This window comes from Proteus sp. FME41, assembly GCF_014897315.1.
Taxonomy (GTDB): domain Bacteria; phylum Pseudomonadota; class Gammaproteobacteria; order Enterobacterales; family Enterobacteriaceae; genus Proteus.
Map to the genome: position 1 here is coordinate 272,953 of NZ_JABUYL010000002.1, position 25,239 is coordinate 298,191.

Below are 25,239 nucleotides of genomic sequence, written 5' to 3' on the forward strand. Positions count from 1 at the left end.
CATAATAAGGTGAGATGAGCTTCAAAAAGGGGAATAACCACAGGATAAAATGAGGTTGTTAAAAAGTAATAATATGCTGTTATAATTGAGTGGCAAACGATTGCGTATTTTTTCACTAGGGGCTATCTCAATGAGGAAAAAGAGTTTACACTGTATGCCATTCTTTCTCCCGTATGGGAGTTTGTCTTTAGTGAAGTTAGCTGAGTCAGGAGATCTGAATGTTAAAACGTGAAATGAATATTGCTGATTACGATCCAGAATTATGGAATGCAATGGAAGGTGAAGTGACTCGTCAAGAAGAGCACATCGAACTTATTGCTTCTGAAAACTATACCAGTCCTCGTGTTATGCAGGCGCAGGGATCTCAGCTGACAAATAAATATGCTGAAGGCTATCCGGGTAAACGTTACTACGGTGGTTGTGAGTATGTCGATGTTGTAGAGCAACTGGCAATCGATCGTGCAAAAGCATTATTTGGTGCTGATTACGCTAACGTACAACCTCATTCAGGTTCACAAGCGAATGCTGCGGTTTATATGGCATTGTTAAAACCGGGTGATACTGTTTTAGGTATGAACCTAGCACAAGGTGGCCACTTGACTCATGGTTCACCCGTTAACTTCTCTGGTAAACTATATAACATCGTACCTTATGGTATTGATGAATCAGGAAAAATAGATTACGAAGATATCGCTATTCAAGCTAAAAAGCATCAACCAAAAATGATCATCGGTGGTTTCTCTGCCTATTCAGGTCTGGTCGATTGGGCTAAAATGCGTGAAATTGCAGACAGCATTGGTGCATTCTTATTTGTTGATATGGCTCACGTTGCAGGTATGGTTGCCGCAGGTGTTTATCCTAACCCTGTTCCTCATGCACATGTTGTTACAACAACAACTCATAAAACCTTAGCAGGCCCACGCGGTGGTCTTATTCTTGCTAAAGGTGGCGATGAAGAGTTTTATAAAAAACTGAACTCTGCTGTATTCCCTGGCTCTCAAGGTGGCCCTTTAATGCATGTAATTGCAGGTAAAGCAGTTGCATTAAAAGAAGCTATGGAACCAGAATTTAAAGTTTATCAACAACAAGTTGCTAAAAACTCAAAAGCAATGGTAGACGTTTTCTTAGATCGCGGTTATAAAGTAGTGTCTGGCGGAACTGAAAACCACCTGTTTTTATTAGATTTAGTGGATAAAGATATTACAGGTAAAGATGCAGATGCAGCGCTTGGTCGTGCAAATATCACTGTTAACAAAAACAGCGTACCAAATGATCCACGTAGCCCGTTTGTGACTTCAGGTGTACGTATTGGTTCTCCAGCAATTACACGTCGTGGTTTTAAAGAAGCGGAAGCTCGTGAATTAGCCGGTTGGATGTGTGATGTCCTTGATAATATCAATGATGAAGCGAACATTGAAAACGTGAAACAAAAAGTCTTGGATATCTGCGCTAAATTTCCAGTTTACGCATAAATTTGTAACGATATAATAAAACCCGTTGTACAAGCCCGCTTCGAGAACTTGTTCTTGGCGGGTTTTTTTGCATCTTAAAAATGGGGGATTGGATGGTTATTCCATCAACATTGTGGCTTGCCTTAGATTATTTTACCTATTTCTTTTCATACGGCATCTTTTTACCTTTTTGGTCTATATGGCTGAAAGGAGAGGGCGTCGATCCTGCAATGATAGGTTTGTTATTAGGTGTAGGTTTAACCGCACGTTTTGTTGGTAGCCTAATTTTAACACCTGCGGTAAAAGACCCATCAAAACTTATCACTGCATTGCGACTATTTGCTTTTCTCTCATTGCTTTTTGCTGTTGCATTTATGATGGGCAGCCATTGGGCATGGCTTTTCTTCGTAATGACTGGATTTAACGTTTTCTTTTCGCCAATGGTGCCTTTAGGGGATTCTCTTGCAGGAACTTGGCAAAAACAATTCCCTCTAGATTATGGAAAAATCCGCGTTTGGGGCTCAATCGCATTTATTATTAGCTCATCATTACTCGGCATATTAATTGATGCTTTTGGGCATCCTATTATTCTTTATGGATTAATTGCCAGTACATTCGCGTTATTTCTTACATCGATGTTACGCCCCAAAATTATGCCTCAAGGTAAAGTAAAAAAAGCAGAGCATAATAATGTTTCCTTTATGAAACTCATTTCAGATGGACCTGTTTGGCGCTTTTTATTATGTGTTTCTTTACTGCAAGGCGCCCATGCGGCTTATTATGGTTTTAGTGCTCTTTATTGGGAAAAGGCAGGGTATGATACAGCAACAATTGGCTATCTTTGGTCATTAGGTGTGGTTTCAGAGGTAGTTGTTTTTATGTTAAGCCACCGCTTATTTCGTCGTTGGAGCGCAAGAAATTTACTATTACTTTCTGCTTTTGCAGGGTTGTTGCGTTGGGGATTAATGGGCAGTTTTACCGCATTACCTGCGCTTATTGTTGTTCAAATCTTACATAGTGGTACGTTTACGGTATGCCATTTAGCGGCAATGCGATTTATTAGTGCACGCCAAGAACATGAAATTATTCGTTTGCAAGCGGTGTATTCGGCTTTAGCGATGGGAGGAAGTATTGCGATCATGACCATTATATCGGGTTGGTTGTATGAAAAACTTCCTAATCAAGAATCACTGATCTTCTGGTTAATGGCTGCATTAACGATCCCCGCGATGTTTATTAGGCCTAAAGTTCAACCTCAAAATAGCTAATTTCCTTCTTTAATAAAAATTAAGATCCGCTTTATTCCTTGATATTGCGGATCTTTTTATTTCTTATTTTTAAAGCGCATTTTTTGATCAACAGAATCATTGACGACAATAATAATTCGGTTTAAATTTAATTCATTCAAATGAATGAATGCGTAAAAGGTAATATTATGAATAAGAAATCGATTATTCCAGCGAGTTTTTCTTTACAAGAAAGAGACAGACGTTGGCAATTAGCTCGAGATATTATGAAAGATAATCAATTAGATACATTGATTGTCTATGGTGATAGAGAATCCGCAGCACCGGCACCATTTTGTATTGATCACTATTTCACTAATGATCGATTAGGGTCAGTTGTGATTTTCCATGAAGATAAAAAGCCCCTTATTGTCACTTTTGCTCCGATGATGATCGCCGATCATATGCAAGCCAAATTACGAGGTGATTTACAGTGGATTGATGAAGATAATCTTGTTGTCGGTAAGACAGGTCGAAATATTGCTCAGCTATTAAAAGAAATGGGCGTACAACAAAATGCACATATTGGCGTGATTGGTTTAGAGCCTTACCCTCCATTTTATTTTGATGGTGCAATGCCATTTAATACGTTCAATGGTATTAAAGATGTGTTTCCTCATGCGAAATTTAGTTGTGTTTATCGTGATTTCTTTAAACGTGCCTCAGTAAAAAGTGAAGAAGAGCTAACTCATGTGAGATATGCTGCCGCAATTGGTGAAGCAATGAGTGAAGCAATGCGTATTACGGCAAAGCCCGGAGCAACAGAAGCCGATCTTGCTGCCGCGATTACTGCAACGTGCTTATCTCGTGGTGGATTTACTGCAGAAATTTTAATGGGATCAGGTTCAGAATATATTGGTTGGGGTCCCCCAGCTTGGCAATATCGCTCACAAGCGCCTCGTGAAATTCAAATGGGAGATATTGTGTTATCAGAAATTTTTGCCTTATATGGTATGTATGAAACACAACATCAAGCCGCAGTCGCGGTGGGGAAAATTCACGAAAACTTAGAAAAGGCCGCTTTAGTCGCTCGTGAATGTTATGAAATAGGTGTTGATCATTTAAAAGCGGGTGTGACCTTTGGTGAAGTAGTTGATTTTATGGAGAAACCACTATTAAAATCAGGTGGATGGCATGTACACCCACTTATTCATAGTATCAATCCTTATGGTCCGATTGGTTTTGGTACCGCGCCGGGTATTGAATCACTTCCATTAGCCAGTCGTTATAAGCAAATAGAGCGATTACCTAACCCTGGTCGTGAATTAGTGTTACAAGAAGGAATGACCTTTGCATTTGAGCCAAACTGTGGTTTTGGTCATCATTTATGTAACTTAGGGGGAACGGTTGTTGTTGGTAAAAGTAAAGGGATTGAGTTAAATTCAAACTCAACACAATTAATGCGTGCTGATTTATAAGCCGAATATAAAATAGTTAAACTAATAATGAAAAACACCAGTAAAACTGCGATAAGTGCAGAACAAACTCAAGAAAGGTTAGTGCAAGAAGGTATTAGGCTGTTTGCACTACATGGAATTAGTGGATTGAGAACGCGACAACTTGCGCAGGATGCTGGTGTTAATCAATCAGCTATTCCCTATCATTTTGGTGGAAAACTGGGTGTTTATACGGCTGTTATTCAATATATTGCGACAGAGTTAGCAACAGAAATACACTTTGACCAATTTGATCTTAAGGTTCACGTTTTATTAAAAAAGAGTGAGTTCAATCGTGAATTGCTTGCTGAGTTAATCTCACTATTAGTCATGGGATTAACGCGTGCTTTATTAGCACCTGAAAGGCATTATTACAGTCAGTTAATTTTACGTGAACAGCTAGAACCCACTGAAAATTATGAATTAATTTATCGTGACCTGATTGAGCCTTTTCATCTTAGACTCTCCCATCTTATTGAATTAATCGATGAAGAGAGTAATAGATTAACCACAACGATTCGTGCTCATGCCGTTATTGGGCAAATATTAGGGTTTGTGATTGCCAGAAAAGCTTTTTTATTACGCGTTGAACAGCAAGAAATGACACCTCAATTATTGGATAAAATAGCAAAAGAAATCAGCCAACTATCTGTAAATGCATTAATATCGGTAAGATAATTTTTTATAATCCTTCCAAATAAAAAAGACCGATCATGAAATATTGCCATGATCGGTCTTTTTCTTTTATGCTTTGCTATTATTCGTACTGATAAATTAACGTTTTAATGCATCCGTTAATTCGCTACGAATTTCAGCTAATAATGCTCTGACAACGCGAGGGTTACCTGCAACAATGTTACCCGTCTGTAGGTAGCCGTGGTTACCTGTAAAGTCAGAAACAATAGCACCAGCTTCACGAGCGATTAATTCACCACCTAAGAAATCCCAAGGTTTTAAACCAATTTCAAAGTAGCCATCAACACGGCCTGCAGCAACGTAAGCTAAATCTAACGCAGCAGAACCCGTACGACGGAAATCTGCACAAGGAACAAACAGTTTGCTTAGCATATTGATATAAGCTGCCGAGTGTTGTTTGCTTTTGAATGGAAAACCGGTGGCAAGAACCGCACCGTCTAAATCACGTGCATTAGAGCCACGTAGACGATAACCATTTAATTGTGCACCTTGACCACGAACAGCTGAGAATAATTCGTTACGCATTGGATCGTAAACAACAGCGACTTCAGTACGACCTTTAATGCGTACCGCAATAGAAACTGCAAAGTGTGGAAGACGTTTAATGAAGTTAGTCGTGCCATCAAGTGGATCAATAACCCATTGTATATCGTAATCTTCACCGAGTAACTCGCCACTTTCTTCCGTAATAATGGTGTGTTTTGGATAAGATTTACGGATGATTTCAATGATTGCTTGTTCTGCGTCACGGTCAACATTTGTGACAAAATCATTGGTTCCTTTCTGATTAGTTTCTACAGATTCAGGATTTTCGTAATTTTTGGCGATTAAGTTACCAGCCTTACGTGCGGCACGTATGGCAATATTCAGCATCGGATGCATGGTTATCTTCCACAAGATGTTAAAGAACGGGGATAAAAAACGTGCGAGAGTATAACAGGCATTCGTGTTTCTGGCTACAATTGTGATAAAATAGATGGATCACAAAGCAATTAACAAGAAATCAATGTTAGAGAATATTCGCATCATCCTAGTAGAAACCTCTCATACAGGCAATATGGGCTCTGCAGCTCGCGCTATGAAAACCATGGGGTTGACTAACCTTTATTTTGTTAACCCAAAAGAAAAACCAGATTCACATTCTATTGCCCTATCTGCTGGTGCAAGTGATGTTATTGGCAATGCAAAAATTGTTGATAGTATCGATGAAGCGATTGAAGGTTGTGGTTTAGTCATTGGAACGAGTGCGCGTAGCCGTACTTTACCTTGGCCAATGCTTGCCCCCCGTGAATGTGGCGAGCGTTGTATTATGGAAGCTAAAAATAAGCCTGTTGCTGTTATTTTTGGGCGCGAACGCACAGGTTTAACAAATGAAGAATTACAAAAATGTGATTTTCATCTATATGTTCCGACTAACCCAGAATATGGTTCTTTAAATTTAGCGATGGCTGTTCAGCTTGTTTGTTATGAAATTCGCATGGCAGCGCTTGCTCAAGAAGAAAAACAAGAGGAAAATAGCCCATTAGAGATTGATTATCCACCAGCTGATGATATTGAACGATTTTATGTTCACTTAGAGCAGGTACTTAATGAATCTGGTTTTATTCGACCTAAACACCCAGGGCAAATCATGAGCCGCTTACGCCGTCTATTTACGCGTGCGCGCCCAGAGACACAAGAGCTTCATATCTTACGTGGTATTCTAACGTCTGTTGAAAAATGGGCTAAGAAATAGCGGATAAAGTTGATTAATATAAGTCAACTTTTTGCTGAGTATAATACTTGACTAAAACACTCGGATAAATAGTTGACTAAATTACTCGGGAATGACACAATTTGATTATTGTTCACCACGGAGTATTTGTTATGAGACTGACATCAAAAGGGCGTTACGCAGTTACTGCAATGCTTGATGTTGCATTGCATTCACAGCAAGGCCCTGTTCCCCTCGCCGATATTTCAGAGCGTCAAGGGATTTCCCTTTCTTATCTTGAGCAGCTTTTTTCACGTTTGCGTAAAAATGAATTAGTTGCAAGTGTTCGAGGCCCTGGTGGCGGCTATTTATTAGGTCGCGATGCTGGACAAATTTTTGTTGCTCAAGTTATTTCTGCGGTTGATGAATCTGTCGATGCTACCCGTTGCCAGGGTAACAAAGAAGGGTGTCAAGGTGGCGATCGTTGCCTGACTCATACTTTGTGGCGTGATTTAAGTGATCGTATAACCAGTTTCTTAAGCAGTATCAGCCTTGAAGAGTTAGTGAATAACGAAGAGGTTATGGATGTCGCCGATCGTCAAGACAATGGAAAACGCCATGCAATAAATGGTCGTTTACAAGAAACCATTGTTAATATGCGAGTATAACGGCGATCTCTAGTAGGCAAAAACAAAATTATTAAAGAAGATCTGTCGTCTTTGGAGTTAGTGAGCAATGAAATTACCCATTTATCTAGATTATTCAGCAACCACACCCGTTGATCCACGAGTTGCTGAAAAAATGATGCAATGCCTGACTATTGATGGCATTTTCGGTAACCCAGCTTCTCGTTCACACCGTTTTGGCTGGCAAGCAGAAGAAGCTATTGATATCGCACGTAATCAGATCGCTGATTTAATTGGTGCTGATCCTCGTGAAATTGTATTCACATCAGGTGCAACCGAAGCTGATAACCTCGCACTGAAAGGTGTTGCTAACTTTTATCAGAAAAAAGGTAAGCACATCATCACGTCAAAAACTGAACATAAGGCGATTTTAGACACTTGTCGCCAACTTGAGCGTGAAGGTTTTGACGTCACTTATTTAGCGCCAAAAAGAGATGGTCTGATTGACCTCAAAGAGCTTGAAGAAGCGATGCGTGAAGATACCATTCTAGTCTCTATCATGCATGTAAACAATGAAATTGGTGTTGTTCAAGATATTGCTGCTATTGGTGAACTGTGCCGTAGCAAAGGCATTATTTACCATGTAGATGCGACACAAAGCGTTGGTAAATTGCCGATTGATCTCTCTACGTTAAAAGTTGATTTACTTTCTCTTTCTGCACATAAAGTTTACGGTCCTATGGGTATCGGTGCACTTTATGTTCGTCGTAAACCACGCATTCGTTTAGAAGCACAAATGCATGGTGGTGGACATGAGCGTGGTATGCGTTCAGGTACATTAGCCGTTCACCAAATTGTGGGTATGGGCGAAGCTTACCGTATTTTGAAAGAAGAAATGGCTGATGAAACTAAACGCTTAAACGAATTACGTTTACGTTTATGGAATGGCATTAAAGATATCGAAGAAGTTTATATCAACGGTTCTTTAGAACACACAGCGCCAAATATTCTTAATGTGAGCTTCAATTATGTTGAAGGTGAATCATTAATGATGGCACTGAAAGATCTTGCTGTTTCTTCAGGCTCTGCCTGTACTTCAGCAAGCTTAGAACCTTCTTATGTACTGCGTGCTTTAGGTTTAACTGATGAACTTGCACACAGTTCTATTCGTTTCTCTCTGGGTCGTTTCACGACAGAAGAAGAAATAGATTATGCAATTGAACAAATCCACAGTGCAATTGGTCGCTTACGTGATCTTTCGCCACTTTGGGATATGCATAAACAAGGTGTTGATATCAACAGTATCGAATGGTCTCACCATTAATCAGACGTTTTCAGGAGTTAAATCATGGCTTATAGCGATAAAGTAATTGATCATTATGAAAACCCTCGTAACGTGGGCTCATTTGATAACAACGACCCTTCTGTAGGAAGTGGTATGGTCGGCGCACCTGCTTGTGGTGACGTCATGAAACTGCAAATTAAAGTTGATGATAACGGCGTAATTGAAGATGCGCGTTTTAAAACTTACGGTTGTGGTTCAGCGATTGCATCAAGTTCGCTGGTAACTGAATGGATGAAAGGCAAAACATTAGATGAAGCTGAATCCATTAAGAACACTGCAATTGCAGAAGAATTAGAATTGCCACCAGTGAAGATCCACTGTTCAATTCTCGCAGAAGATGCAATAAAAGCAGCGATTGCAGACTATAAAAGCAAACGCCAAGGCAAGTAATTGTCTTTTATAATAAAAAAATAAAATATTGGCGGATGCTGAATCTTTTTTCAGTATCCGCTTTCGTTCTTTATGAGTGAGGTGTGCCATGTCAATTTCCCTTACAGAATCCGCCGCTAATCGTGTCCGCTCTTTCCTGTCTAATCGTGGTAAAGGTGAAGGTTTGCGTTTAGGCGTAAGAACATCGGGTTGTTCTGGAATGGCTTATGTTCTTGAGTTTGCTGATGTCATCAATGACGAAGATACTGTTTTTGAAGACAAAGGTGTGAAAGTTATCATTGATGGTAAAAGCATGGTCTATTTAGATGGAACTGAGCTTGATTTCGTCAAAGAAGGATTAAACGAAGGCTTTAAGTTTAACAACCCAAATGTGTCAAATGAATGTGGTTGTGGTGAAAGCTTTACTGTGTAATTTGTGTTAAAACACGGTATTAACGTTAATTAATCCAAGAGTAGATGTATGGACTATTTCACACTATTAGGTATGCCTAATTGTTTTGATATTGATAAACAGCAACTTGCTGCACGTTATCAAGATATGCAGCGCCAATATCACCCTGATCGTTTTGTTGGTAAATCTGATAAAGAGCAAGTTCAAGCAATTTCTTTTGCTTCAACAATTAATCAGGCTTATCAAACCTTAAAAAATCCACTCTCTAGAGCTGAATATATGCTCTCATTACACGGTATCGATATTGCTAATGAGCAACAAACGATGCACGATACTGCATTTTTAATGGAACAACTCACTTTACGAGAAGAGCTGGATAACATCGAGCACAATGCTGATGCCGAAAGTTTGTTAGCTGATTTTTCGGCACGTTTAGAGAAAATGTACACAGTACGTCATGATGAAATGGTCAAAACGCTAGATAACCAAACTTGGGATATTGCGGCTGATAATGTAAGAAAATTACGTTTTCTTACAAAATTAAAAGAGCAAGTCGAGCAACTTGAAGAACGCTTGTTTGATGGTTTTTAAGGGAAACTATTATGTCATTATTACAAATTAGTGAACCAGGTCAAATGCCTGCACCACATCAGCGCCGACTTGCAGCAGGTATTGATTTAGGCACGACACACTCACTAGTTGCCACTGTACGTAGTGGGCAAGCCGAAGCGCTTTCTGACAGCGAAGGTCGCTATTTATTGCCATCTGTTGTGCAGTATCAAGTTGATAATATCAATGTTGGTTGGAATGCTAAAAAAGAAGCAGAAAAAGATCCTGCTAACACGATAAGCTCAATTAAAAGAATGGTCGGTCGCTCACTGAGTGATGTGACAAGTCGTTATCCAAACCTTCCTTATCATTTTCATGAGAATGACAATGGCTTGCCGTTAATTAAAACAGCAGCAGGCATTGTTGATCCGATCCAAGTCTCTTCTGACATCTTAAAAACATTGGCAGAGCGTGCTACACAATCATTAGGTGGTGAACTTGATGGTGTTGTTGTTACCGTACCGGCTTATTTTGATGATGCTCAGCGCCAAGGCACAAAAGAGGCGGCTCGTCGCGCAGGTTTGCATGTTTTACGTTTATTAAACGAGCCAACAGCGGCGGCTATTGCTTACGGTTTAGATTCAGGAAAAGAAGGCACCATTGTTGTTTATGACTTAGGCGGCGGTACGTTTGATATCTCTGTTCTTCGTTTAACGAAAGGTGTTTTTGAAGTCTTAGCAACCGGTGGTGACACTGCTTTAGGTGGCGATGATTTTGATACAATGTTGGCGGATTGGATAAGAGAACGAGCAGGGTTTGGTCATCAAAAAGATGCGATATTACAACGTCAATTGCTTGATGTTGCATCAGAAACTAAAATTGCATTAAGTGATAATGATGTCGCTGATATCACTATCCATGGCTGGAAAGGTGAAATTACCCGCTCTGAATTTGAATCATTAATTCACGCTTTAGTAAAACGCACTCTTTTATCAGTTCGTCGTGCATTAAAAGACGCAGATATTGAAATTGATGATGTGTTAGAAGTGGTTATGGTTGGTGGTTCAACGCGCGTTCCACTAGTTCGTCAAATGGTCGGTGACTATTTTAAACGTGAACCGCTGACGTCTATCGATCCTGATAAAGTGGTTGCAATTGGCGCTTCTATTCAAGCCGATATTTTAGTGGGGAATAAACCTGATAGTGAAATGTTGCTACTTGACGTTATTCCACTTTCGCTTGGCTTAGAAACAATGGGTGGATTAGTTGAGAAAGTGATCCCGCGTAATACCACGATCCCTGTTGCTAGAGCGCAAGAATTTACAACCTTTAAAGATGGTCAAACTGCCATGAGTGTACACGTTGTTCAAGGTGAGCGTGAAATGGTAAGTGATTGTCGTTCTCTTGCTCGTTTTACATTACGCGATATTCCACCGATGGCAGCAGGTGGTGCACATATTCGTGTGACATTCCAAGTAGATGCTGATGGTTTACTCAGTGTTAGTGCAATGGAAAAATCAACAGGTGTTGAAGCGTCTGTACAAGTTAAACCGTCTTATGGTCTTAGTGATATCGAGATTGCTAAGATGATCCAATCTTCGATGGAAAATGCCCAAGAAGATTTACAAGCTCGTCGTCTAGCCGAGCAAAAAGTCGAAGCAGCACGCGTGTTAGAAAGTTTAACCGCAGCATTAGAAGAAGATGCTCATCTGTTAAATGAAGATGAGAAAATCGCGATCGACAAAGTTGTAGATACCTTAATAGAGAGCGTTGAAGGGACAGATCCTGTCGCCATTGAAAACGCAATTAAACTACTGGATAAGCAAACTCAGGATTTTGCAGCGCGTCGTATGGATTCTTCTATTCGTCAAGCGTTGGCAGGTCATTCTGTGGATGAGATATAACTATGCCTAAAATTGTATTTTTACCCCATAGCTCACTGTGCCCTGAAGGTGCTGTTGTTGATGCAACAGAAGGTGAATCAATTCTTGATGTTGCATTACGGAATGGTATTGAGATTGAACATGCTTGTGAAATGTCTTGCGCATGTACAACCTGCCACTGTGTGGTACGAGAAGGTTTTGATTCACTAGAAGAGAGTTCAGAGCTTGAAGACGACATGCTAGATAAAGCATGGGGTTTAGAGCCTGAAAGTCGCTTAAGTTGCCAAGCTAAAGTGACTGACGAAGATTTAGTTGTTGAAATTCCTAAATATTCGATTAACCACGCAAGAGAGCACTAATTTTAGGAGCCCAGCATGAAATGGAGTGATACTCGTGAAATAGGGGAAGCATTATTTGATCTTTACCCTGACACTGATCCTAAGACTGTGCGCTTTACAGATATGCATCAGTGGATCTGTGATTTAGATGATTTTGATGATGATCCACAAAAATCAAATGAAAAAGTGCTTGAAGCGATCTTACTTGTTTGGCTTGATGAGTTTGAATAATTGATTGCATAACAAATAAAAAAGACTGGCTAAAATTGCCGGTCTTTTTGCATTATAGGGCTGAGCATTTAATTGACTAATCGATTTTAAAATACCTCCTAAGAGGGATGTTTTAGCGATTTGTTATGAGAGGTTTTTCGTAGAACACAGTGCAAGTACTCTTTATCACTGAATGATGATGGTGACTGCTTGGTTTTTGCAGTAAATTGATCACGCTAAAAGGCAAATATCTGGTAGTCTGAATAGGTTAACTGCCACCAAGTAATAATAAGTGAGACAATAAATGAATAAACAAATTATGCCTATCATGCTGTCTAATGAACCTGCAGCAGCATGTTGGGGTGAAAGAGCACTAATTAGCACGAGCGAAACAGGCATGACCCTCCATTTAACGGAAGAAAACCGTTTAGGCGCTATTCAGCGTGGTGGACGTAAAGTTGATGGTCAAGGTATTCGCAATGTTGCACTTGTTGGTGATGGCTGGGATTTAGAACGTAGCTGGGCTTTCTGGTTAGGTTTTAGAGCACCTAAAGGGGCACGTTCAATCGAATGGCCACAACTCGATGACGCGGATAAACACGAATTAGAATCACGCATTCGCATCGTTGATTGGGTTAGAGACACCATTAATACACCCGCAGAAGAGTTAGGGCCAGAACAACTTGCACAGCGCACAGTTGATCTTTTCTGTGGTCTTGATAAAGAAGATATTAGTTACAAAATCACCAAAGGCGTTGATCTACGAGATCAGAACTATGCGGGTATTTATACGGTAGGTCGTGGTTCTTCTCGTGATCCAGTTTATTTAACACTTGATTTCAACCCAACCCAAGACAGTAATGCCCCTGTATTTGCTTGCTTAGTGGGTAAAGGTATTACTTTTGACTCAGGCGGTTATAGCATTAAACCTTCATCATCAATGAATTCAATGAAAGCTGATATGGGGGGGGCTGCAACGTTAGCGGGTGCGTTAGCATTAGCCATTACTCGTGGTTTAAATAAACGTGTAAAACTACTGCTGTGTATCGCAGATAACATGGTTAGCGGTAATGCCTTTAAGCTGGGTGATATTATTCGTTACCGTAATGGTAAATCAGTTGAAATTATGAATACAGATGCTGAAGGGCGTTTAGTATTAGCAGATGGCTTAATTGATGCAAGCAATATTGCACCAGAACTGATTATTGATGCCGCGACATTAACGGGTGCTGCTAAAGTTGCAGTAGGTAATGACTACCATTCAGTATTGAGTTTCGATGATAAATTAGCCACCGAGTTACTTGCCAGTGCTGAGCAAGAAAATGAGCTGTTCTGGCGTTTACCATTAGCTGATTTCCACCGTAGCCAATTGCCTTCAAGTTTCGCTGATTTGAATAATATTGCGGCACCTTCTCATACTGCGGGTGCAAGTACAGCAGCTGCTTTCTTATCGCACTTTGTGTCTGACTATAAAAAAGGTTGGGTACATATCGATTGTTCAGCAACCTATAGAAAATCGTCTGTAGAACAGTGGGCAGCAGGTGCAACAGGTTACGGTGTCCGTTCTATCGCAAATCTGTTATTAGCAAAAGCAAAATAATAAACGTTATTAGATTTGGAGTTTGTCATGGATGTATCTGAACAATTTGAGACTCAAGAAATTGTTTCTGTTGAAGGTTCTTCTCTAAAATTAAGTGTACTAGAACCACAACCTGAAAAATTGACAATGGCATTAAGCGAATTTTTTGGTGAACATAAACCTATTCGTCGTGCTTTTATTGTTAATGCACAGGAGCAAGATAATGAAGACATATTTTATCTTATTGGTTTAGAGATAACTGGAAGCGAAGACGTTATTGCGCAGATACTCCCACACGCTGCAGAATCTGCTTTTGAATATCTAGAAGAAGGGCAATCCCTTGATTTTTGCTTTGTTAATAAAGATGAAAAAGGGGTGAGTCATTTTATGATCCACCACGTATCACCTTTTTATCAACGTAAACTGGGCGGTTTCCTAAGAAAGGGTATTCCAATTGTTAATTTAAATACCTAATCACCTTCTCTAAAATTAGGCGATATCTCATCAGATATCGCTTTTTTTTATCCTATAATAGAGAATTGGCTAAATTAATAAATTGTTTTTATATTTACATAATATTTTGTTTTAAATGAACTTTATTTTTAAAGTAAAAATAAGGCGATTTCGTGCTGTAAAGAATTTCGTATGATTCGATAAAATATAGCCAATATTGTTACTTTTTATCTTATTAGAACAAAGAAAAATCTATATTATCACTGCCCGGCCTGCATAAAACATCGCATTATTCAGGGGTTGAATTTAAAGGAAATGGATATGAATCAAAACCAATTTAGACAATACACAGAAAAGAGAGGCTATCGTTGGTGTTCTCTTGCTGTTGTATTGGCGTCTGCGTTGGCACTGACTGGTTGTGATGACAAAGCTGATGAAAGCTCGTCAACAACAGATAAAGCGCAAAATGTACAAACAACTGAGCAAAAAAATACTGTTCAAAATACATCGGATACAGCCACTCAAACTAGCGAAAAATCAGCAGTTACAACAAAAACGAATAATGAAACTGCATTAAAAAGCAAAGCAGTCCGTGATGAGTTGGCTATGCGTTTTGCAGGAAAAGAGGTCACTGTATTAGATGCATCTGAATTACAACGTGATGGTGCGAGCACCATGGTTGTTACTTTCTCTGTACCGCTTGATCCTGACCAAAAGTTTGATAATGTCATTCACCTTGTTGATACCAAAAAAGGGAAATTAGAAGGTGCGTGGGAATTATCAGACAATTTAATGGAACTGCGATTCCGTCATTTACCCCCATCAACAGAATTAAATTTAACGATTGATGATAAAATTAAAGGCATTAATGAACGTACATTAACAACGCCTTTTAGCCAAAAAGTCACTACGGAAGAAATTTTTCCTTCAGTGGGTTTTACTAGCAAAGGCTCATTACTGCCACTGGAAGCCGCAGAAGGCTTACCGATCATTGCCTTAAATGTGGATCAAGTTGATGTTAATTTCTTCCGTGTAAAAGATGAACAATTGGCTCAATTCTTAACACAATGGGAAAGTCGTTCCAATATTAACTATTGGGAATCTGATGAATTTTTATCTCAAGCTGACTTAGTTTATACCGGCCGCTTTGAGCTAAATACAGAAAAAAATACCCGTGAAAATGTATTACTACCACTAAAATCAATAGATGCCCTGAAAAAAGAAGGTGCTTATATTGCAGTGATGCAACAAGCGGGTAAGTACTCTTATACAGTGCCAGCAACGGTATTCACATTTAGTGATATCGGGCTGTCGATGCACAGTTATCTTGATACACTAGATATTTTCACTCAATCACTTAAAAATGGTTCTGCGTTAAATAAAGTAGAAATTCGCCTATTAGATGAAAAAGGTGGTTTAATTTCGAAAACGCAAACTGATAGCCAAGGGCATGCCACACTTGAGAAAAGTGATAAAGCACGTTTATTAATGGCGATTCGTGATGGGCAAACCAGCATGATTGATTTGCGTAAACCTGCACTTGATCTTTCTGAGTTTGATATCGGTGGCCCTCAAGGTTATAGCAAACAATTTTTTGCCTTTGGTCCTCGTGATCTTTATCGTCCTGGCGAAACCTTAATTGTTAATGCGTTACTGCGTGACGGTGACGGTAATCCAATTAAAGAACAACCTGTTAAAGTAGATTTACTCAAAACAGACGGGCAAGTTTCACGTAGCTTTGTATGGCAACCAGAAAACGGACTTTATCAGTTAAAATTAGTTATTCCTGCTGATGAAAATACGGGCACACGTACCTTACGTTTTGATATCGGTGATGGAACACCTCGATTCTATGAGTTCCAAGTTGAAGACTTTATGCCAGAACGTATGGCATTAGTCATCACAGGTAAAAAAGGTATTTTACTCAGTGGTAACGATGCATATTTTGATCTTGAAGGACGTTATCTTTACGGTGCGCCTGCCGCAGATAACCGTTTACAAGGACAAGTTTTCTTAAAAGCATCTCGTGAAGCGGTCAGTAAATTACCCGGTTATGAGTTTGGTGCAGTTAAAGACGAAAACTTCAGCCGTTTACTGGATGAGTTCGAGCTTAATTTAGACTCTGATGGTCAAGGTGAATTAAGTGTTGATAGTGATCGCTATGCTGAGCTGAAATCGCCAATCAATATTATTTTACAAGCAAGCCTACTTGAAGCGGGGGGACGACCTGTCACTCGCCGTTACCAACAAGCCGTTTGGCCTGCCACACACCTAGCGGGTATTCGTCCAGTTTTCCCTAAAAAAGAAGTTTATGATTACCGTACAGACAAATATAAATCAGGTTACAGCGTTGATGAAAACTCAATGGCTGAATTTGAAATTGTCTATACCGATCAAGACGGTAAAAAACTACCCGCTAATGATCTTAAAGTGAAGTTTATCTATGAGCGCCATGATTATTACTGGCGTTGGTCTAGTTCGAATGGCTGGGAATCTGGCTATAACGAAAAAGATCTACAAATGGATGAACAAACCGTCAAAATAGCCAAAGATGGCACTGCAAAAGTAGCGTTCCCTGTTGAATGGGGCTCTTACCGTATTGAAGTGGTCGATCCTAAAACAGAATTGGTCAGTAGCTTACGCTTCTGGGCAGGTTATTCTTGGATGGATAATACAGGTGGAACTGGGGCAGTAAGGCCAGATCAAGTTAAACTAAAGCTGGATAAAGAAGGTTATTTGCCGGGCGAGAAAGTGAAACTAAATATTGTTGCACCTCATCCGGGTAAAGGTTATGTCTTATTAGAATCCAGTAATGGGCCTTTATGGTGGCAAGAAATTGATGTGCCAGAAAAAGGACTCGATGTTGAAGTGCCTATTAATAAAGAGTGGGCAAGACACGATCTCTATCTCACCTCTGTTGTCGTAAGACCGGGTGATACATCAAAACAAGCGACTGTAAAACGTGCTGTTGGTATTTTGCATTTACCATTACAAGATAAAAACCGTCGTATTGATATTTCACTTGATGCGCCTGAAAAAATTCGTCCTAATCAGGATTTAAAAATCCGCATTAAAGCGAATCCAGTTGCAGGTCAGCCATTACCAGAAAATATTAATGTTTTAGTTTCTGCGGTGGATACGGGTGTATTAAATATCACAGAGTACAAAACGCCCGATCCTTACGATGCTTTCTTTGGCCGTAAACGTTATAGCATTGATCAATATGATGTTTATGGACAATTAATTGAAGGGCAAGGTCGTTTAGCCAATCTGCGTTTTGGTGGTGATGGTGGCGAAGCCGCTGCGCTATCTCGTGGTGGCAAAAAGCCATTAACAGATGTACAAATCATTGCTCAACAAACGGCACCTGTAAAATTAAATGCGCAAGGTGAGGGCGAGGTTTCTCTGCCTATTCCTGAATTTAATGGTGAAGTACGTTTAATGGCGCAAGCTTGGACTGCAGATAAATTTGGTAGCCAAGAAGGTAAAGTGGTTATTGCTGCACCTTTAGTCACTCAGCTTTCATTACCTCGTTTTATGGCAGGTGGTGATAATGCACTGTTATCTTTAGATTTAACCAATCTTACTGATGATGCACAGTCTATAACCTTAAATTACACTGCATCAGGTTTGGTTGGATTAGGGGGGGCAGAAAGTAAAACGGTTTCACTGACAAAAGGTGAACGTACACAAATTCAAATCCCAGTAAAAGCGAAGCATGGCTTTGGTCAAGGTGAGTTCTCACTGTCTATATATGGTATTAAAGTACCCGGTGAAGAGATTAAACCTTACCACAACTCTTGGAATATTGGTGTACGCCCAGCTTATCCAGCAGAAACACTTCACTATGCAAGTACATTACAAGATGGTGAAACATGGCGTTTACCAACAGAGCTATTAAATCGCTTTAATAGCTCAACACTTGAAGGTGAATTATTACTGACAAGTCGCCCTCCATTACAAGTTGCACGTTATGTTAGAGAACTGTTTGCTTACCCTTATGGTTGCTTAGAACAAACGGTCAGTGGGCTTTATCCATCGTTATATTCAACAGAGAAAGAGTTGAAGCAATTAGGGATTAAAACACAAACTGACGCAGATAGAAAAGTCGCTATTGAGAAAGGTATTGCTCATCTGTTAACAATGCAAAAAGCGGAAGGCGGATTCTCTTTATGGAGCCAAGGTGGACGTGAAGAATATTGGTTAACTGCGTATGCAACCGACTTCTTATTCCGCGCTTCACAGCAAGGCTATGCGGTTCCTGCAGATGCATTAAAACGTGCAAATGATCGCTTATTACGTTATTTACAAGATAAAAGCTTAGTTAACTATGAATATGCTGTTAATCAAGATGCGGCTCGTTTCTCTGCAAGAGCTTATGCCGCGTTAGTGTTAGCGAATCAGCAGAAAGCACCTTTAGGTGAATTACGTCGCCTTTATCTTGAACGTAATGAAGCTGGAAGTGGTTTAGCATTAGTTCAATTAGGTATTGCATTAAAACTGATGGGTGATAATAGTCGTGCAGAGGGCTTAATTGCTGAAGGTGTCACAACAACCCGTAAATATAATTATGGATTGGGTGATTACGGCAGTGTTATTCGAGATCAAGCATTAATCATTGCTTTATTGAGTGAAAACAATCTTGAAACACAATCTCGAGATGCCAGTGTAATGACTTTATCGGATAACTTAACGGGGCGTGAATGGTTCTCAACCCAAGAAAGTAATTCACTCTACCTTGCTGGGCGCTTCTTTATTAATATGGCAGAACAGCCTTGGGAAGTTGTGGTAAATCGCCAAGTCCCTGCAATTAGTAGTGATCGCGCTGTGAATGAAACATTAACATCAACACAGTTACAAGAAGGGTTAGAGTTAAACAACCGAGGTGGTGCCGCAATTTATTCTCGTATGAATATCGTGGGCTATCCGAAAGTGGCTCCTGCTCCTTATAGCAATGTGTTAAATGTTCATCGTAGTTACTACGACTTGAAAGGCAATCGTGTTCACCCTAATCGCTTACAAAGTGGTGAAATGCTGGTGGTGAAACTGGAAGTTTCAGCCGATAGAGATGTGCCAGATGCATTAGTTGTTGATTTATTACCTGCGGGTCTTGAAATCGAAAATCAAAACTTAGCATCAAGCAGTGCAAGCTTAAGCGACAGTGCCGCTGACTTGCAGGAGTTTATCGACGATATGGGTCAAGCAAATATCAAGCACCTTGAATATCGCGATGACCGTTTTGTTGCGGCCGTCTCTGTTGATAGATATCGTCCAACGACATTACTCTATTTAGCAAGAGCAGTGACACCAGGTAGCTATCAAGTACCCCCTCCACAAGTTGAATCTATGTATGTACCTTACTGGCGTGCAATAGGATCAACAGAAGCCAAGATTGATGTTGTTCCTTAAATCTTGTAGCCCTTTCTTTTGAAAGGGCTTTTTCCTTTGAGTGATTGAATGAAACTAGGATATAAACGCCTTATTGTTGTTATCATTATTTTTCTGCTAGCAACGCCTATTTTAGCTTGGATTACAGATAAGATTTGGCCTCTCCCCGATCCTGAACCTCAAATTGCGACGATTGTGACAGCGCAAGATGGTACACCTCTTTGGCGTTTTGCTGATAAAGAAGGAGTGTGGCGTTATCATGTCAAACTTGCTGATGTTTCTCCTGAATATTTAGAAGCCCTAATTACGTATGAAGATCGCTGGTTTTATCAACATCCCGGTGTCAATCCGATGGCGATATTACGTGCAGCATGGCAGGACTTAAGCTCAGGAAGAATTGTGTCAGGGGGAAGTACATTATCAATGCAAGTAGCTCGCCTTATTGATCCTCACTCTCGAACTTTAGGCGGAAAGATCAAGCAGCTTTGGCGCACGCTACAATTAGAGTGGTATTACTCGAAAGATGAAATACTTGAAATTTATCTGAACAGAGCTCCCTTTGGCGGGACTTTAGAAGGTATTGGCGCAGCAAGTTGGGCTTATTTAGGTAAATCTCCCGCTGATTTATCCGCAGGTGAAGCGACATTAATGGCGGTATTGCCTCAAGCACCCAGTCGTTTGCGACCTGATAGATATCCTGAACGAGCTCAAGCTGCCCGTGATAAAGTGCTAGATAGACTGGCAGAATATCAGATATGGTCACAAGAAAAAGTTAGTGAAATCAAAGAAGAACAGATTCTATTAGCGCCAAGACAAACGCCACAATTAGCTCCCTTGCTTGCTCGCCGTATGTATAATGAAAAGCGAGATCCTGTTATCACAACAACCATTGATATTAATATTCAACGGCAGCTTGAAGATATTGCAAACCAATGGAAATATCAGTTAGCAGACAAAACGTCTTTGGCTATTCTCGTTGTTGACCATACAGATATGAGTGTAAAAGGGTATGTCGGCTCTGCTGACTTTAATGATAATTCACGTTTTGGTCATGTCGATATGATCAGCGCATGGCGCTCGCCGGGTTCAACATTAAAGCCATTTATTTATGCGCTTGCATTAGATGAAGGGCTTATTCATGCAGAATCACTCTTACAAGATGTTCCTCGTCGATTTGATAATTATCGCCCCGGTAATTTTGATTCGGGTTTTAATGGTGCGGTAAGCGCCAGTGAGGCATTAAGTCGCTCTTTGAATTTACCTGCGGTACAACTAATCGAAGTCTATGGTGCAAAAAGATTTGCGGCAAAACTACGTCACAATCATCTTGAAATGCGCTTTCCTTATGGTTCAGAGCCTAATTTAGCGCTAATTTTAGGAGGAACAGCAACACGAATGGATGAACTTGTTTCTGCCTTTAGTGCGTTGGCAAGGCAAGGGAAAACAGCACCTTTACGTTTTAAACCCGAACAAGTTATTGAAAATCGTGTGTTGATGTCAGCGGGCTCAGCGTGGATCACAAGACGTATTTTAGCGGGAGAAGCAAGGCCACGACCTGATAGCGCAATCTCGCCAGTTGTTCCTTTAGCTTGGAAAACGGGCACAAGTTATGGTTATCGTGATGCATGGTCTATTGGTGTTAATGCCCGTTATACCATTGGCGTGTGGGTAGGCAGACCCGATGGGTCACCTGTTGCGGGGCAATTTGGTTTTGCAACAGCTGTGCCTATTATGAATCAAGTCAATAATTTGCTAACAGGTTATTTCTATCAAAATAAGCAACGACCACCAACAGATTTACGCCCCAATAGCGTGTCAGCAGCAACCATCTGTTGGCCGACAGGTAAAGCATTACCAAAAGAAGATAGTAATTGTAGAGTGAATCGTCGTAGTTGGATTTTAGATAATACCATTCCACCAACCTTATTGAATGACAGTCAAGAAGGGCTATTAGGAATAAATGAAAAAATTTGGTTAGATAAAGAGGGGAAACGTACAGGGCCTAATTGCCCTAATGCGGAGCTAAAAGATATTGCATTGTGGCCAATTGCATTAGATGCGTGGTTACCTGAAAAAGAGCGCAGAGCCAGACGATTACCACCGATTTCTCAAACATGTCCACCCATTAAAGAAGATAATATTCCACTGTTTATTTCAGGTATTCGTGCTGGCGATTTATTAAGGCCTTTACCTGGGGAAACTAACCTTGAGATAACCGTTTCTACTCAAGGAGGAAGTGGTATGCAGTGGTGGTTTTTAAATGGTGAACAAATAGGGAAGACAGAAAACGGTGAAACGTTCTCTTATTTATTAGAAAAACGAGGTAAATACCAATTATCGGTGCTTGATCTAAGTGGTCAAACGGATATGGTTAATTTTATATTCCGTTAAACTGAAAGAATAAGATAAATGAGAACTGAGTGATTTTTAACTAAAATAAATGTTTTAATGAAAATAAAAGCATGTACTTGTGTGCGTGATTTCAGTTCTTTTTCATCCTTGTTTTTAAGTTTGAGCATAGAAAAGGGTAAAAATGTGATTAGAACGATAATTTATAACTTTTTTGCCACAGTTTTTTAAAAAAATAGGTATTCAATCTGTGCAATTTATTTTTATCCTCCTATAATCGAGCCCTTATTTTTTGCAGGGAATGCGGTATTAATTCGTTTTTCCATGATCTGTGATAAAAGAGATAACAAAAGTTATCATTAATAAAATAATTTAGAGGTAAGGCATGGCTATTCAGCGCACATTTTCTATTATCAAACCAAATGCTGTGAAAAAGAACGTTATCGGTGCTATCTATCATCGTTTTGAAAGTGCAGGTTTTCGAATTATTGGCGCAAAGATGTTGCATTTAACACGTGAACAAGCTGAAGGCTTTTATGAAGAACACAAAGGCCGTCCTTTCTTTGATGGTTTAGTCGAGTTCATGACTTCAGGCCCAATCATGGTGCAAGTGTTAGAAGGTGAAAATGCAATTCAACGCCACCGTGATCTGATGGGTGCAACTAACCCAGATAACGCATTAGCAGGCACATTACGCGCAGATTACGCTGACAGCTTTACTGAAAATGCAGTACACGGTTCAGATTCAGACGCTTCAGCGGCACGCGAAATCGCGTATTTCTTCACTGAAGATGAAGTTTGCGCGCGCTAATTTATTAGCATCTCTACGCGAAAAACAGTACAATGCGACGCCCTGTTTGATAATCAACAGGGCGTTTTTTCTTATTGTAAAATTATACAAATATAGAGTATCCCATTAGCATCAATGCTAATGCAGGCCGCATAGTGTAACAACGAGGCAATGTCATGACCCAATCTACCACTCCAGCGCCAAGCGCTTCTGTCGCTGTTTCTAAAGAAAATACTGTGAATCAAAAAACTAAAATTAATCTGTTAGATTTAAATCGTAAACAGATGCGTGAGCTTTTTGTCTCTATGGGCGAAAAACCATTCCGTGCTGATCAAATTATGAAGTGGATGTACCACTACTGTTACGACGATTTTGATCAAATGACAGATATCAATAAGGTGTTACGCAATAAATTAAAAGAAATTGCTGAAATTAAAGCACCTGAAGTTTCTGAAGAACAACGTTCAACAGATGGCACGATTAAATGGGCGATTACGGTTGGCGATCAACAAGTGGAAACGGTTTATATTCCAGAAGATGATCGAGCAACATTATGTGTTTCATCACAAGTGGGTTGCGCATTAGAGTGTAAATTCTGTTCAACAGCTCAGCAAGGTTTTAATCGTAACCTTAAAGTGTCTGAAATTATTGGGCAAGTTTGGCGTGCTGCAAAAATTATAGGTTCATTGAAAGAGACTGGTCGTCGTCCTATTACTAACGTTGTTATGATGGGAATGGGGGAACCGTTACTGAATTTGAATAATGTTATTCCAGCACTTGAAATCATGATGGATGATTTTGGTTTTGGTTTATCTAAACGTCGTGTCACTGTTTCTACATCAGGTGTTGTACCTGCATTAGATAAATTGGGTGATGCCGTTGATGTTGCCTTAGCTATTTCATTACATGCACCAACCGATGATATTCGTGATGAAATCGTTCCAATTAACAAGAAATATAATATTGAGATGTTTCTTGAAGGTGTTCGCCGTTATATTGCTAAATCAAATGCGAACCAAGGGCGTGTGACTATTGAGTATGTCATGCTTGATCATATTAATGACAGCACAGAACAAGCTCACCAATTAGCTGAACTTTTAAAAGACACGCCGTGTAAAATTAACTTAATTCCATGGAACCCGTTCCCAGGCGCGCCTTATGGACGCAGTTCTAATAGCCGTATTGATCGTTTTTCTAAAGTATTAATGGAATATGGCTTTACCACAATTGTACGTAAAACACGTGGTGACGATATTGATGCAGCGTGTGGACAGCTTGCTGGCGATGTTATTGATCGTACAAAACGCACGCTGAAAAAACGCCAACAAGGTGAACTAATTTCAGTAAAAGCAGTCTGATACAGTTGCACATCTCTTTCTTTGTGAAGTGTATTACATAATTGCAATGTAGAGAGAACAAGGATGAATATATTTGAGGAATATAATGATGATAAGGATATCATCAGTAGTAATTACTATTGGCTTGGTGTTATTGGTATTAGGTTGCCGATCACCAGCCAATCAAGAACGTGTTGCAGTGTCTACGCGTTTACAATTAGGTGATGCTTATTTAGCCGAGCAACAATACCAAATAGCACAATACCATTTCCAAAAAGTGTTATCAGTGATGCCAAATCACTCTGATGCTAATTTAGGAATGGCGTTAACATTGCAGTTAATGGGAAATTCTATTCAGGCGTTAGATTATTACAAATTAGCGATGAAGTCGAAGCCAGTAAATGTTAATGTATTAAGGCTTTATGGTAATTTCCTTTGTGAACAAAATCTATTAAACAATAATAGTGTGTTAATTGAGGATATACCGCCAGATTATTTGGTTTGCCAGCAAGGTGATAATAAAATATCAAAAAATTCGCGGTGATACGTTAAGGTACTTTGTGCTTTTGCGAGTTCATCAATGTTAAACATCCAATAGCCACAGTGCCTAGATTGCTAATGAATACTGAAAACAAAACCGAAGAAGTGAAATTAACAGCAGGTCAACTTTTACGTCAGGCACGAGAAAAGGTGGGGCTAACACAACAAACTGTTGCGGATCGACTTTGTTTGAAGTTATCAACAGTGCGCGAAATTGAAACAGACTCTGTTTCTTCTGATATAGCGCCCACATTTTTACGCGGATATATGCGTTCATATGCTAAGTTAGTGGGTGTTCCTGAACAAGAAATTCTTGGTTTTATCGACCAGCAAGCCCCCGTTAAACAAATTAGAATGACAACCACACAAAATTATTCATTAGGTAAACGTCACAAGAAACGTGAAGGTTGGCTGATGAAAATTACGTGGGTAATTTTGATTGTAATGGTTGCATTAGTGGGGGTTTGGTGGTGGCAAGGGCATCAAGCAGATCAACAAGAATTAGTCTC

22 protein-coding genes are annotated in these 25,239 nt (G+C 39.8%); 21 read left to right on the forward strand and 1 reads right to left on the reverse strand.

What is annotated here, in order from left to right; genetic code table 11:
• Window positions 1-218: 218 nt before the first annotated feature.
• The 4 genes from glyA (at window position 219) to INT04_RS03775 (ending at window position 4,851) form a co-directional block, all read left to right on the forward strand.
• Window positions 219-1,472 (forward strand): serine hydroxymethyltransferase, encoded by a 1,254-nt coding sequence (gene glyA / locus INT04_RS03760; RefSeq protein ID WP_193014810.1) that lies wholly within the window; start codon window positions 219-221, stop codon window positions 1,470-1,472.
• 92 nt (window positions 1,473-1,564) lie between these two features.
• Window positions 1,565-2,719, forward strand: coding sequence for a 3-phenylpropionate MFS transporter (locus tag INT04_RS03765; protein WP_193014811.1), 1,155 nt, complete (start codon window positions 1,565-1,567; stop codon window positions 2,717-2,719).
• Window positions 2,720-2,886: 167 nt separating this feature from the next.
• Complete coding sequence (locus tag INT04_RS03770; protein WP_193014812.1) at window positions 2,887-4,155, forward strand: M24 family metallopeptidase; 1,269 nt, start codon at window positions 2,887-2,889, stop codon at window positions 4,153-4,155.
• Between the two features lie 27 nt (window positions 4,156-4,182).
• Complete coding sequence (locus INT04_RS03775) at window positions 4,183-4,851, forward strand: CerR family C-terminal domain-containing protein (protein ID WP_193014813.1); 669 nt, start codon at window positions 4,183-4,185, stop codon at window positions 4,849-4,851.
• Between the two features lie 96 nt (window positions 4,852-4,947).
• On the opposite strand, the gene suhB is transcribed toward INT04_RS03775, so the two are convergent.
• Entirely contained in the window at window positions 4,948-5,751 is an 804-nt protein-coding gene (gene suhB / locus INT04_RS03780; RefSeq protein WP_193014814.1) for an inositol-1-monophosphatase, read from the reverse strand.
• A 124-nt stretch (window positions 5,752-5,875) separates the two neighbouring features.
• Between suhB and trmJ the strand changes: the two genes are divergently transcribed.
• The 17 genes from trmJ to rodZ form a co-directional block, all read left to right on the forward strand.
• Window positions 5,876-6,604 carry a tRNA (cytosine(32)/uridine(32)-2'-O)-methyltransferase TrmJ gene (gene trmJ / locus INT04_RS03785; RefSeq protein WP_193014835.1) on the forward strand — a complete coding sequence of 243 codons (729 nt, stop codon included), beginning with the start codon at window positions 5,876-5,878 and terminating at the stop codon, window positions 6,602-6,604.
• A gap of 131 nt (window positions 6,605-6,735) precedes the next feature.
• On the forward strand, window positions 6,736-7,230 hold the full coding sequence (gene iscR, locus INT04_RS03790) for a Fe-S cluster assembly transcriptional regulator IscR (RefSeq protein WP_193014815.1): 495 nt from the start codon (window positions 6,736-6,738) through the stop codon (window positions 7,228-7,230).
• A gap of 67 nt (window positions 7,231-7,297) precedes the next feature.
• Window positions 7,298-8,512 carry an IscS subfamily cysteine desulfurase gene (locus INT04_RS03795; RefSeq protein WP_193014816.1) on the forward strand — a complete coding sequence of 405 codons (1,215 nt, stop codon included), beginning with the start codon at window positions 7,298-7,300 and terminating at the stop codon, window positions 8,510-8,512.
• Between the two features lie 24 nt (window positions 8,513-8,536).
• The gene (gene iscU, locus INT04_RS03800; protein WP_036935393.1) at window positions 8,537-8,923 is read left to right on the forward strand and encodes a Fe-S cluster assembly scaffold IscU; all 387 of its coding nucleotides are present in this window, start codon (window positions 8,537-8,539) and stop codon (window positions 8,921-8,923) included.
• An 88-nt stretch (window positions 8,924-9,011) separates the two neighbouring features.
• Window positions 9,012-9,335 carry an iron-sulfur cluster assembly protein IscA gene (iscA, locus tag INT04_RS03805; RefSeq protein ID WP_036935396.1) on the forward strand — a complete coding sequence of 108 codons (324 nt, stop codon included), beginning with the start codon at window positions 9,012-9,014 and terminating at the stop codon, window positions 9,333-9,335.
• A 48-nt stretch (window positions 9,336-9,383) separates the two neighbouring features.
• Window positions 9,384-9,905, forward strand: a complete 522-nt coding sequence (gene hscB, locus INT04_RS03810; protein WP_193014817.1) for a co-chaperone HscB — start codon at window positions 9,384-9,386, stop codon at window positions 9,903-9,905.
• An 11-nt stretch (window positions 9,906-9,916) separates the two neighbouring features.
• Window positions 9,917-11,767 (forward strand): Fe-S protein assembly chaperone HscA, encoded by a 1,851-nt coding sequence (hscA, locus tag INT04_RS03815; protein ID WP_193014818.1) that lies wholly within the window; start codon window positions 9,917-9,919, stop codon window positions 11,765-11,767.
• Window positions 11,768-11,769: 2 nt separating this feature from the next.
• A complete protein-coding gene (gene fdx, locus INT04_RS03820) occupies window positions 11,770-12,105 on the forward strand; it encodes an ISC system 2Fe-2S type ferredoxin (protein WP_193014819.1) in 336 nt (111 codons plus the stop codon).
• Between the two features lie 15 nt (window positions 12,106-12,120).
• Window positions 12,121-12,315: a Fe-S cluster assembly protein IscX gene (gene iscX / locus INT04_RS03825; RefSeq protein WP_193014820.1), complete on the forward strand. Its 195-nt coding sequence runs from the start codon at window positions 12,121-12,123 to the stop codon at window positions 12,313-12,315.
• Window positions 12,316-12,598: 283 nt separating this feature from the next.
• Window positions 12,599-13,894, forward strand: a complete 1,296-nt coding sequence (pepB, locus tag INT04_RS03830) for an aminopeptidase PepB (protein WP_193014821.1) — start codon at window positions 12,599-12,601, stop codon at window positions 13,892-13,894.
• Window positions 13,895-13,921: 27 nt separating this feature from the next.
• Window positions 13,922-14,347, forward strand: coding sequence for an enhanced serine sensitivity protein SseB C-terminal domain-containing protein (locus INT04_RS03835; RefSeq protein ID WP_193014822.1), 426 nt, complete (start codon window positions 13,922-13,924; stop codon window positions 14,345-14,347).
• Window positions 14,348-14,641: 294 nt separating this feature from the next.
• The gene (locus INT04_RS03840) at window positions 14,642-19,735 is read left to right on the forward strand and encodes an alpha-2-macroglobulin family protein (RefSeq protein ID WP_193014823.1); all 5,094 of its coding nucleotides are present in this window, start codon (window positions 14,642-14,644) and stop codon (window positions 19,733-19,735) included.
• A gap of 48 nt (window positions 19,736-19,783) precedes the next feature.
• On the forward strand, window positions 19,784-22,105 hold the full coding sequence (pbpC, locus tag INT04_RS03845) for a peptidoglycan glycosyltransferase PbpC (RefSeq protein WP_193014824.1): 2,322 nt from the start codon (window positions 19,784-19,786) through the stop codon (window positions 22,103-22,105).
• A 343-nt stretch (window positions 22,106-22,448) separates the two neighbouring features.
• A complete protein-coding gene (ndk, locus tag INT04_RS03850; protein WP_193014825.1) occupies window positions 22,449-22,874 on the forward strand; it encodes a nucleoside-diphosphate kinase in 426 nt (141 codons plus the stop codon).
• 155 nt (window positions 22,875-23,029) lie between these two features.
• Entirely contained in the window at window positions 23,030-24,211 is a 1,182-nt protein-coding gene (locus INT04_RS03855) for a bifunctional tRNA (adenosine(37)-C2)-methyltransferase TrmG/ribosomal RNA large subunit methyltransferase RlmN (RefSeq protein WP_226893957.1), read from the forward strand.
• 88 nt (window positions 24,212-24,299) lie between these two features.
• Window positions 24,300-24,734 carry a hypothetical protein gene (locus INT04_RS03860; RefSeq protein WP_193014826.1) on the forward strand — a complete coding sequence of 145 codons (435 nt, stop codon included), beginning with the start codon at window positions 24,300-24,302 and terminating at the stop codon, window positions 24,732-24,734.
• 74 nt (window positions 24,735-24,808) lie between these two features.
• Window positions 24,809-25,239: cytoskeleton protein RodZ (rodZ, locus tag INT04_RS03865; protein ID WP_193014827.1), on the forward strand; the 431-nt coding region annotated here is incomplete at its 3' end.